Source organism: Oligoflexia bacterium (assembly GCA_035326705.1).
Taxonomy (GTDB): Bacteria; Bdellovibrionota_G; JALEGL01; order JALEGL01; family JALEGL01; genus JALEGL01.
Genome location: DAOLES010000002.1, coordinates 1 through 11,507, shown reverse-complemented (window position 1 = coordinate 11,507; position 11,507 = coordinate 1). Strand labels below are relative to the sequence as shown.

The 11,507-nt window shown below is 36.8% G+C and carries 13 protein-coding genes; 2 read left to right on the top strand and 11 right to left on the bottom strand.

Annotated features, from left to right (window positions below; genetic code table 11):
- Positions 1-12: 12 nt before the first annotated feature.
- From PKC21_03185 to PKC21_03170, 4 genes are all read right to left on the bottom strand, one after another.
- Positions 13-1,317, bottom strand: a complete 1,305-nt coding sequence (locus PKC21_03185) for a DUF58 domain-containing protein (GenBank protein ID HMR24338.1) — start codon at positions 1,315-1,317, stop codon at positions 13-15.
- A gap of 13 nt (positions 1,318-1,330) precedes the next feature.
- Positions 1,331-2,260 (bottom strand): MoxR family ATPase, encoded by a 930-nt coding sequence (locus tag PKC21_03180; GenBank protein ID HMR24337.1) that lies wholly within the window; start codon positions 2,258-2,260, stop codon positions 1,331-1,333.
- Positions 2,261-2,374: 114 nt separating this feature from the next.
- Entirely contained in the window at positions 2,375-3,496 is a 1,122-nt protein-coding gene (locus tag PKC21_03175) for a hypothetical protein (GenBank protein ID HMR24336.1), read from the bottom strand.
- Positions 3,483-4,067, bottom strand: coding sequence for a hypothetical protein (locus tag PKC21_03170; protein HMR24335.1), 585 nt, complete (start codon positions 4,065-4,067; stop codon positions 3,483-3,485). The genes PKC21_03175 and PKC21_03170 overlap by 14 nt, the downstream gene beginning before the upstream one ends.
- A gap of 104 nt (positions 4,068-4,171) precedes the next feature.
- On the opposite strand from PKC21_03170, the gene PKC21_03165 reads away from it, so the two are divergent.
- Together PKC21_03165 and PKC21_03160 are read left to right on the top strand one after the other, a co-directional pair.
- Positions 4,172-5,182, top strand: a complete 1,011-nt coding sequence (locus tag PKC21_03165; protein HMR24334.1) for a hypothetical protein — start codon at positions 4,172-4,174, stop codon at positions 5,180-5,182.
- 131 nt (positions 5,183-5,313) lie between these two features.
- Positions 5,314-5,721, top strand: coding sequence for an MAPEG family protein (locus PKC21_03160; GenBank protein HMR24333.1), 408 nt, complete (start codon positions 5,314-5,316; stop codon positions 5,719-5,721).
- 22 nt (positions 5,722-5,743) lie between these two features.
- On the opposite strand, the gene PKC21_03155 is transcribed toward PKC21_03160, so the two are convergent.
- The 7 genes from PKC21_03155 to glyA all read right to left on the bottom strand — a co-directional run bounded on the left by PKC21_03155 (position 5,744) and on the right by glyA (position 11,428).
- Positions 5,744-6,196 carry a hypothetical protein gene (locus PKC21_03155; protein ID HMR24332.1) on the bottom strand — a complete coding sequence of 151 codons (453 nt, stop codon included), beginning with the start codon at positions 6,194-6,196 and terminating at the stop codon, positions 5,744-5,746.
- Positions 6,193-6,603, bottom strand: a complete 411-nt coding sequence (gene nusB / locus PKC21_03150) for a transcription antitermination factor NusB (protein ID HMR24331.1) — start codon at positions 6,601-6,603, stop codon at positions 6,193-6,195. Before nusB ends, PKC21_03155 begins: the two co-directional genes overlap by 4 nt.
- A complete protein-coding gene (ribH, locus tag PKC21_03145; GenBank protein ID HMR24330.1) occupies positions 6,600-7,085 on the bottom strand; it encodes a 6,7-dimethyl-8-ribityllumazine synthase in 486 nt (161 codons plus the stop codon). The genes nusB and ribH overlap by 4 nt, the downstream gene beginning before the upstream one ends.
- 14 nt (positions 7,086-7,099) lie before the next feature.
- Positions 7,100-8,305, bottom strand: a complete 1,206-nt coding sequence (locus PKC21_03140) for a bifunctional 3,4-dihydroxy-2-butanone-4-phosphate synthase/GTP cyclohydrolase II (GenBank protein HMR24329.1) — start codon at positions 8,303-8,305, stop codon at positions 7,100-7,102.
- 105 nt (positions 8,306-8,410) lie between these two features.
- Positions 8,411-9,025 carry a riboflavin synthase gene (locus PKC21_03135; protein ID HMR24328.1) on the bottom strand — a complete coding sequence of 205 codons (615 nt, stop codon included), beginning with the start codon at positions 9,023-9,025 and terminating at the stop codon, positions 8,411-8,413.
- Between the two features lie 55 nt (positions 9,026-9,080).
- Positions 9,081-10,184, bottom strand: coding sequence for a bifunctional diaminohydroxyphosphoribosylaminopyrimidine deaminase/5-amino-6-(5-phosphoribosylamino)uracil reductase RibD (gene ribD, locus PKC21_03130; GenBank protein ID HMR24327.1), 1,104 nt, complete (start codon positions 10,182-10,184; stop codon positions 9,081-9,083).
- On the bottom strand, positions 10,184-11,428 hold the full coding sequence (glyA, locus tag PKC21_03125; protein ID HMR24326.1) for a serine hydroxymethyltransferase: 1,245 nt from the start codon (positions 11,426-11,428) through the stop codon (positions 10,184-10,186). Before glyA ends, ribD begins: the two co-directional genes overlap by 1 nt.
- Positions 11,429-11,507: the final 79 nt, after the last annotated feature.

Below are 11,507 nucleotides of genomic sequence, written 5' to 3'. Positions count from 1 at the left end.
TACCTTTTGAGATTATAGGCGGAGTTGCTTATAAACTTCTCGTACAAGGCCTACGGCATGTTGGGTAGGCAAATCAATTAAACTCACATTACTTCTACTCAATTTTGCCATCAAATCTTGTTTTCTTTCTTGTAAATTTAATGCATACAATAACTGTCTTCTATCATCATCTTTAATTTTTTGACTGTTTGTTGCTTGTTTTGCGACCAAACTTTGAACATTGTACTTTTCTTCAATCACATGCAAAACAATAATTTTATGCTTGGGATCTAATTGTGGTAAAAGTTTAATAATAGCTGCATGCATAGAGGGCTTTAACATATCTAACAAAAGAAAAACAACGCTCGGCTTATTCAACTTTTTAATATGTTGTACCGCTTGTTCCAGTTGAGCATCATGTGGGCTAACATCTATTTTTTGATTGCGATACACATTGATAAAATCTTCTGCCTTTCTGCTATTATAAACATATTGATGCAACTGATGATTCAAGCTGGCAAAAGAAAACGTGTCTCCTAAACCACAGGTATAACGAACCAATTGATAGGCCAATAAGGCATAAAAATCCACCTTTTGACTATTTTCAATTTCACCCAACATGGAACGGCCAACATCTAAAATAATTTCAAGATGCTGGGTTTCATCTTGCTCAAAAACCTTAACCATAGGTTTTCGTAAACGACCTGTTTTTCTGGCATCCACTAACTTTAAAGGATCTCCAGGCCTATATTCTCTGGCCCCAACAACTAAATCACTTTTTCTGGTCATAGCATGTTGATTTTTCCAAACCATGGCATAAGGATCTGCTTTTAATATTTGTAGTATTTCATGCATATTTTCACTTTGACTGTTCGGAAGTACTTCAAAATCATCTTTACTGTTAAAAGCAATTTCTCTAAAAAATAGATTTAAATTATCTTGAATAAAAATAGTAAGAACAGGGCTTTGAAAATGTCCCAGTTTTTTTGCCCAACCTTCAATACTTTGTTTTATCTGATTAGAATCAAAATAATATTTTTGTTTTTTCCATTGCAAGGCTGGATGTTGCTCAAAGCTGAATTCTACTCTTACAGCTTGCAGTTGATATTTTTTTAACTCAAGTTCAAAAGCAATCTTTGTATTGAGTTCTAGCTGTTCATGATAGTTTAAATTTACTATTTCAATTGTGTTTTTTCTAAATCGCACCCAAGCCAGCCAAACATAAAAAAAATAAAAGCCCATCATTCCAAGGCCAAAATAAAAGATAAGATTACTGTAGACACCAAACAGCAAAACAAACTGCAACAAGCCAAACATGAGCCAAAATTTTTGGCTCATGTAAACTTTAGGTTTAACTTGGGAACGGTAATTCCATGAGTATGGCATTGATACAGGCATCCTTGGACATATTTTGAAAAATTGCTTGTGAAGATAACGCTAACCGATGGCTCAAAACTGGCTTAGCTAGCAACTTAATGTCATCCGGCACTACCATGGCTCTTCCGTTAAGATAAGCCAAAGCTTGTGCACATTTCACCAAAGCCAACCCTGCACGCAAGCTAGCTCCGTATGCTATAAGCTCATGCTTTCTAGTTTTTTCTAGCAAGTCAGTAATATAGTTTACCAAGCTTTGATCAATTTTTATTTTTAGAATCTCAGCAAAGACTTGATCTAAATCTAAGTTTTCTTTTTGAATTATAGAAAAATCAATGGGTATTTTTTGATCTAAATACAATTGCAATAACTTTTGCTCTGTTTCTTTGTTGGCATGCTCTGTATTGATACATAATAAAAATCTATCCAGTTGAACTTCAGGCAAAGGAAATGTTCCTTCATGATCCTGCGGGTTTTGAGTTGCTATAACAAAAAAATTGCGCCCTAAATCATGGGTTTTTCCATCTATACTGACTTGTCGTTCTTCCATAGCTTCTAACAATGCAGACTGAGCTCTTGGTGATGCTCTATTCAGTTCATCCACCAATAAAAAATCTGAAAAAACTGGCCCGGAAACAAACTCCAACTGATCTCCCCGCAAAATAGAATATCCAGTTATGTCTTGCGGTAGTAAATCTGATGTACATTGAATTCTGGAAAAAGATTTGCTTAACATAACACTCATCATTTTTGCTAAAGATGTTTTTCCAGTACCTGGAGGTCCTTCAATCAATACATGGCCTTTGACCAAAAATGATGCCATCAACAATGGCGTAATATTTTGATGGTCACAATAGTATTCTTTAATTTGACTGATAATGCTTTGACATTGCTCTTGATATTTCATTGTTATCCTTTCATTTTAAGAGCGAACCTTGAGTAAGATTTAGACTTTATAGTCTTACCGTCAATTATCCAGAGTCCTCTACCCTGGAGAGTTGACAGCAAACCTCTCCTCTTTTTAGTCCTTACTTATTTTTAAATGCTTAGACAAAGCATTAACACTTTTGTTCCATTTTAAAATAAACTCTTCGTTGTCCATCTGTCCTGTTTGTACCAGCTTATCCTGCTTTAGCCCATAAAGCTGCTCTATTTTTTTATGAAAAAATGCATAGGCATCTTCTCTTCCTTTATCGTATTTAAACAATGAAGAAAATAAGCCTTCATAAAATTCATGATAACTGGGAATTTGTTCATTTTCTTGTTCTGTGTTTTCTATTGTTTTTTGAGGTGACATAAAAAAGTAAAGCAACACAAACAAAACAAAACCTAAAATGGGAACCACCACCTGGATATCTTTGAATAAGTCACTTAACCCTGCTTGCTTTACATAGTGATGATAAACATCCCACATGATGTTTGGGTATTGACGTTTGAGTAATTTTAGAAAATCCTGATTTTCACTAAACTGTAACATGCTGTTGGCATAAGGAGGCACGCCCAACAAAACAGTCACACTTCCTCTACCTAAGGGCCATTGCAATAAGTACTCCGGGTTATGCACAAGGTGTACTTCTTCTGGATCTAAATAGCTTTTATTTTTCTCTTTATTATCCTTTAAATCTTTTTTCTCAATAACCTCTACCCAATGGATAGCAGAGTAATGTTTAATCGTCTGCATACCTGGCCACGGCATTTCTGTTGTTTCACCGTTTTTAAATGTTTTATCTTTTGCAGCTTTAACATACTTGTCCCCTGATTTTTTTGTTTCTTTAGTTGCAACCAAACTTTGTAAATTTAAGCGTTTATAATCATCTTCAGTCAAAGCGGTGAATAAAAGATTTCCACCTTCATAGGCATAAGTTTTAAGGGTTTCAATTTCATACAGTGATAAAGGAAATTTTGGCGAATGAACAGCAATCATATCGTAAGCTTTTAAATCTAAATAATCATGAAAAGCTTTTTTATTCAGTTGCACTTGATCGGATAAATAAGTTTTAGCAATGCTCAAGCCTAAAGGACTTTTGCTATTGGTATTAATCCCATCTTGCGACTTTTTGTGGGATTGTTTGATCTGCGCAACAAAATAAAGGACTGTCAAAATAACCAAAAGTGCAATGGCAAAGTTTTTATTTTTCATCATTGCTCCGGTTCAAACTCTCTTTAAATTGCTCAAAATCTTTTTTTTGCGCTGGAGATAAAAACATTAATGTATAAATTTCCTTAACCATATCTTTATAGCCAAAATACTCTAAAGGCGTTTTGGATAAACTTATGTTTTTTTCTTGTAAAAAACACTTCCAATACAAGCGGGCCGCCAAAGCATACTCACCCTTTTGTTCTGCTTGAACATATGCTGCATATAAGCTTTGCCTTTGCATAGGCATTGGGTCATCATGAATAAGTTGCAAAAAGCTCTGTTTTTTTTTAAAAAAATATCTAACCAGCATGAACAAACCTATCATCAATAAAATCAGCAAACTGCCAAGAATAATTGCCTTCCAAGGGAGTTGATACTGGTTGTTGATTTTATTCAGTCCATTAAACCATGATCGCAACCATTGAATGATCGGTTCTACCCAAGTTTGAAACAACTGCTCCATTTTCTCTTGCCACGCAGAAGGCTCAACTACCAAATCAGGTAAGCCAGATTGTTCATGCTGCTTAATCAGTTGATCTAAATTGTCTTCTTGAGCACTCACTTGGCCTATCATAATCGTAGATGACCTTGATGACAATATCTAATTCATTTGACAAAACCTTGATAATCTAATAATTATGCGATGCATTAAAAATACAAGCCTAAAGGGGAATTTTCATGTTAAAAAAAACTGTGTATGTGTTGTTATTTTCAATTTTAAGTTTTAATACTGCTTACAGCCAAAATGAAGGCGCACCCGAACAAACCAACAGTTATAAACCACAAATTTTGTACATTGGTTCTTGGACCTCTGCCACGCCTTATTTAGAACCAGTAGAAAATCGTTTGCCTGGAAAATTGTCTGCAGCACTTACAGAAGCGGGTTTTGATCATGAATTGATTGATGTTTCTCAACCTTATTTTCAAATAGAGCTGCACATGCAAGACTATGCTTACAAAGCCTTGGGCATGGGCAGTAGAGGTCTTTATTACACCAATCCAGATTGGACATCAAAGTACGTTGATCAAACGTTTTTAGGCAAAGTCAATGACGGAAGCATCAACCCAGATTGGATTTTTATTGAAGGGGGTGCACGTGATTTAAATTTAGGTCACTTTAGTGAAACCATTGCCAATATGTTATTAAGCAACATTCCAGAAGCTAAAAATAAAAAGGTGAACGTTGTCTTTTTAGGTATTGCTCCCCCAAAAAATGTTGCACAAGCTACTGTTGAATCAGTCAGAATTATGTCTAAAACAATGTATGTATCCAAAGACCGCATTGCAGATGTTGAAAATGCTATTGCAGAATTAGATGCTTACTTTACTAGTCTTAGTCCAAAATATACCTATGCCAGTGACTCAGATGTGGCCATTGAAGACAGAAGAACCACTTTTGTTTCCACAACATTAAATGATTTGGACCCTAAGTCTGACTTTCAACTACCCAGTGAAGAAGCTTTAAAAGTGGTGATGGAAGATGATTTTTATGAAGAAACCCAAAATAAAATTGAAAAATTTAGAAACAATGAAAAAGTTTTAGAAGCAAAAAAAGTACTAGAAAGTGCTCCTTTTGTTTTGTCTCCATCTGGGATGGAAAAAGCTGTAGATAACATCATGACCAGCTTAAATGAACAAAGGTTTTTTGAAGTTGCCCAATATTACTTACAACTTAACCAAGAAGATTAATTTACAATCACTTAATTTAAAGCGCACGCAATATAATAATGTGCGCTTTTTTGTATCTTATTACAATGAAATGATTTTATTTACATTAAAGCTTTTATTGCCATTACACTACTTACACGTATAGTAATTAAATGATCAGTTTATTGTTTGCAGGTATTTTAGGTTTTATTCTTTTGTTTATCTCTAGAGCTACCATTAAAGCACGCCGTAAATATAAAATCAGTATTGGCTATGGTGATAAAAAAGACCCCTTAGCAAATCTTGTCAGTGCACATGCAAATTTTTGTGCCTACACACCATTTTTTTTAATTCTTTTATTTCTTTTGGAAAATACACATCATTTTGCAAACAGTTTTTTAATTGTGATTGCCAGCTGTTTCACTGTAGGCCGCATCATCCACTTTTTTGCATTAAGTAAAATGGAACTAAAAAGCCCACCCAATTTTAACTATAGAGTAACAGGCATGGTTCTAACTTTGACGAGCATAGGTATTTTATCTTTGTCAGCTATTTTATTTAATCTTTACACCCTTGTATAAAAGGTACCCGGTACCTTTTAGCTCAGGTAATTTTAAGCAAGCGATTTCTTTGCCCGTCTATATTGGGCATAATGACATATTGTTTTTTGGTATACGTTGCTTGTGCTGATGTTTCAGCATGCGTTCTAAAACCATCCAGCTGGGTGGCCTGATTTAAAATAGACTGAAAAATGGTTAAGTTTAATCTCTCTTTTGGTCCCACCCCAAAAAAACAAATACTGCCTATACCTTTAAATTTTTTGGGAATGTACCATAGGTATTCTGTTAAGTGACCGGTAAATCGTTTACTTCTTAATGCTTGCCCTAAAAAATAATTGATGTTGTTATCTAAGATCATGGCCAAAGGATGTTGACTGCTTTCACTGGCATAAACTGGAACATATAAAATATCACACTGCAGTTCTTCAAAAACTTGTGCATAATGTTTTACTATTTTTTTGTGGTTTTGTCGTTGACGGTATTTTTCAAAAATCATCGTTGATACTCCTTGGCAACTCTATCCAATACTCCATTAACAAAACTGGAGGTTTTTTCATCACCATACTTTTTCCCTAATTCCACGGCCTCATTGATGGCAACTGGTGATGCAATTTTTTCAACAGCAAACACCATTTCATAGACCCCTATTCTCAAAATGCTTTTATCAATTTTTCCCAAACGGTACAATTTCCAATGCTCTAAAGCTTTTTCTAAAATTTCATCAATGGCTACTTGATGGTCTTCAACACCAAAAATCAAGGTTTGCATGTAACTGGCATCAGCGTTTTTCACTTCAAAATGGCCTTGAAAAAGATTACGGGCTTCATGGGCTTCTACATCTGCATAGTCCATGAAATATAATATTTGTAAGGCTTGCTCTCTTGAGCGTCTTCTCCGAATCATTGTGATGCCTTTATCTCTCTGTATGTTTGAGCCAACAATAAGGCGGCATGACAGGCTTCTTCACCTTTACGTCCATGTTCACCATTTACTCTGGCTTGGGCTTGAGCCATGTTTTCAACACTCAAGATAGCGTTGCCTACTGGCAAAGTATATTCTCTGGCGATTTGATCAATAGCAGGAAAAACGGTGTCACAAATATGCTCATAGTGTGATGTTTCTCCCCTAATAACACAGCCTGTAACCACAACCGCATCATATTTTTTGTATTTGGCAATAAAAGCCAACATCTGTGGAATTTCAAGCGTGCCAGCAACCTCAAACTCATCAAGCGTTGATGTTGGATCGATGGCTTTTGTAGTTTTTTTGACCTGTTCACTTACCTGCTTAAGTAAGTCTTGATGCCATGATGCTTTAATAAGTGCAACAGCATATGGACCAAACTCTTGGTGCAAGTTGCTTATATGTTTATCTTCAGTTTTCATTGCCAATTACAGCGTTACTTGATGCTCAACAAATGTCCCATTTTTTCTTGTTTGGTCTTTAAATAACTCTCATTCACTTTATTGGAGGGTGTTTCCAAGGGAACTCTATCAACCACTTCCAAACCATAACCTTCCAAGCCAACAATTTTTCTTGGATTGTTGGTTAAGAGTTTCATTTTCTCTACCCCTAAAGTACTTAGAATCTGAGCTCCAACACCATACTCTCTTAAGTCTGATTTAAAACCAAGCTTCTCGTTGGCTGCAATTGTGTCATGACCTTGATCTTGTAAGGCGTAAGCTTTAATTTTATTGACCAAGCCAATACCGCGCCCTTCTTGACGAAGGTACAATAAAACACCTTGTTCCGCTTGCCCAATTATCTCTAAAGCTTTATGCAATTGACCTTGGCAATCACAACGCAGTGAACCTAAAACATCTCCAGTAAAACATTCTGAATGAACTCTAACCAAAGTGGGTTTATTAGGGTCTATTTTTCCTTTAACCAAAGCAACATGTTGATACTGATCCACTTTGCTTTCAAACAATCTAAGCTCAAAGTCATCAGAAAAACTATTGGGCAAAGGCGCCCTTGCTACTTCTTGCACCAAAGATTCATACTTCAAACGATAAGCCGTGATATCCGCTACGCTCACAATAGGAATATCGTGTTTAGCAGAAAACTTTTCCAAGTCTGGTCTGCGCGCCATGGTTCCATCTTCTTTCATCACTTCACAAATCACAGCCGCTGGTTCCAATCCAGCCATGCGCGCTAAATCAACTGAGCCTTCCGTTTGACCTGTACGCACCAAAACCCCACCTTTTCTGGCACGTAAGGGGAAAATATGCCCAGGTCTGGCTAAATCTTCTGCTTTGGCATTGGGATGAACAGCCGTTAAAATGGTATGGGCTCGATCATGTGCGGATATCCCTGTGGTAACGCCTTCTTTGGCTTCAATAGATACTGTAAAGGCTGTAGTAAATCGTGAAGTATTGTCTTGCACCATCATGGGTAAATTTAATGTGTCACATTTTTCTTCCGTCATGGCCAAACAAATCAAGCCACGACCATACATGCTCATAAAATTAATGCTTTCGGCCGTAACCTTCTCAGCAGCAACCACCAAGTCTCCTTCGTTTTCTCTGTCCTCATCATCAACCAAAATGATCATTTTACCTATTTTCAAACGTTCTAATGCTTCTTGTATTTCTTTAAATTTCATTGTTTTCTCCTCTCAAAAGGTACGGCCTTACTTTTGAGATCATCCAAATAAAAAAGTCTCAAAAGTAAGGCCGTACCTTTTGAGAGACTTCGGCATAAAGCCTCGTCACATTTTTCCTTTCAATTGCTCTAAGTAAGGTTTAATGCTTTTTACAATGTACTTACCTACCATATCAAACTCTATGTTAATTGAAGTGCCTTTGTTTAAATTATTGAAGTTGGTCATTTCTAGGGTTTTTGGAATCAGCATCACATCAAAATCATTGTTGTCAACATGATTAACCGTTAAGCTGACACCATTAAGTGTAACAGAACCTTTACTGACCAACATATTATCGTCTAATAATTCTTTTGGCACTGTAAAACTGACTTGTTTATACTCTTGTTCAACTGTTTTTATATCTTGAATCTGACACTGTCCATCAACGTGACCACTGACCATATGACCATCTAGGGTTGAGTTAGCCGACATGGCCATTTCTAAATTAACAGCAATCTTTTGTTCTGCATATGTCTTAAGGTTGGTTTTGTCTAAACTTTCTTGAGAAACTTGAAATGAAATATGATCCTTTGAAAAATCCACCACGGTCAAACAGCAGCCATTGACTGCAATGCTTTGCCCTAACCATAATTTTTCTTGCGGCCAAGGGTTATCTAAAACCAACTTATCTTGTTGGAGTGACTGAACAAAAACTGTTTTTTGTACAATACCGGTAAACATATCTTCAAAGAACCTCTTGGACCCTTCACACGGCAGGCACCAAACAACTCATTTTTTAGGACATCCGTATATGTCCTTTATACCACTGAATGTGATCTGTTGCGCTGTTTATAACAAAACATGGCCTTTGCTGTAAAGCCTTAATTTTTGGGCCTTTTATCAAACCTTCCCCTTCTAAGACCTTGTTTTTACTCTGATAAATGCAGTACTCATTGATATCATCTTGAGCCTCTAAATACTCTATCAAACGAGCGCCACCTTCCACCAAAACTCTATGAACACCCTGCGCATACAATTCTTGCCAAAAACGCTGCAAATTCAACCCCCCCTTTGCATCACGATTAGTAGCATACAATTGCACCCCTTTTTTCTGCAACCAAGCTTTTTTTTCCAGATTATGCTGGTTTTGATCATAAATCAGCACGATATTGTCTGGCTGCTCTAAAATTTGGCGATCTTTTTTAATATTAAGGCCTGGATCAAAAACAATAATTTTTATAGCCAACGCTTGGTTCAAACCTCTAATTGTTAGTTTTGGATCATCTATATTTACCGTATTGACGCCAACCATAATGGCTTTACTCAAAGCGCGTAATTTCATGGTTCTTCTTTGACAAGCCAAGCCGGAAATTTTTTCTTGTTTGTTTAAACTGCCCATATAACCATTATTGGATAAAGCAAACTTTGCCGTTACATAGGGTTTATGGTGTCCAATGGCATAAAAAAAGGCTCTATTGAACAACAAACATTTTTCTTCTAAAATTGGACCCATAACCTTCACACCATGTTGTTTTAAGAAAGCTAAGCCTTGTCCAGCCACTTTTGGATTTGGGTCCTGACAACCATACACCACCGTTTTAATCTTTTTCTCAACAATCAGTTGTGCACAAGGTCCTGTTTTTCCTTGATGTGCGCATGGCTCTAAATTAACATACAAAATGGCTTGCGGATGCTTTTCAGAAGAAAAATTTTTTAAGGCATTGGCTTCAGCATGTGCCTGCCCATAAAGCTCATGATAGCCTTGATGAATTAATTTTTCTTGGTTAACAATAACACAACCCACCATGGGATTAGGTTGCGTCTGGTTCATGGCCTTTTGGGCCAGTACCAAACACCGTTTCATCCAACGTTCATGACTATGTTTTAGTTCTTCAAGCATCAATCATACAAAGGAAACTGCCGACAAAGCTGTTTAATATCGCTTTTCAATTGAGCATGAACAGCGGCATCATCAATATTTTTTAATGTTTTATCTATCATATCTGCAATCAAGTGCATTTCTTCTTCTTGCATTCCACGGCTGGTTAAAGCAGGTGTACCTATGCGAATTCCACTGGTAACAAATGGTGATTGCGTATCAAATGGCACCATGTTTTTATTCACCGCAATACCAATGGATTCAAGTGCTGCTTCAGCTTGTTTACCGGTTAAATTTTGCTTGGTTAGATTAAGCAGTATTAAATGATTATCCGTGCCACCACTGACCAAATCATAGCCTTTGGCTAGTAAAGCTTCTGCCAAAGCTTTGGCATTTTTAACCACTTGTTGGCTATAAACTTTAAATTCTGGCTTAAGTGCTTGGCCAAATGCTACGGCTTTTGCCAATATTGTATGCATCATGGGTCCACCTTGCATTCCCGGAAAAACCGCACTATTCACTTTTTTTGCTAGCGCCTCATCCTGGGTTAAAACCAATCCCCCTCTTGGACCCCGTAAACTTTTTTGTGTGGTTGAGCTTACAAAGTGGCAATGTGGTACTGGGTTTGGATGCTCTCCCGTTGCAACCAAACCAGAAATATGCGCCATATCACACAATAAATAAGCATCTATTTTTTTTGCAATTTGGCCAAAACGTTCAAAATCTATGGTTCTAGCATAAGCACTGGCACCACAGACGATCATTTTAGGTTTGTGCTCTAATGCCAAAGCTTCTACTTCATCATAGTCAATTCTTTGCGTATCTTTATTTACGCCATAAGGAATGATCTTATAAATTTTTCCAGAAAAATTAACAGGACTGCCATGGGTCAAGTGTCCCCCATGCGCCAAATTCATGGCTAAAATACTATCTCCCGGATTGAGGACAGAAAAGTATACTGCCATATTGGCTTGTGCCCCAGAATGCGGTTGTACATTGGCATATTGGCTACCAAACAATTGCTTAACTCTATCTATCGCTAAAGTCTCAGCTTGATCGACCACTTCACAACCACTGTAATAACGTTTCCCTGGATAACCTTCAGCATACTTATTGGTCAAGGTAGATCCCATGGCTTGCATAACCGCTTTGCTGGTAAAATTTTCAGACGCAATCATTTCTAAATGCTCTTCTTGCCTTTGAGTTTCTGATTGCATTAATTCCCAAGCAATGGGATCAACCGTTTTGATATCTTCATTCAACATCTATTTTCCTTTCTTAAGAGGGGATCTTCCCCCCTTCTTTGACGAAGACGCGGTCTCCGTCAAATTCATCCCACCCAGG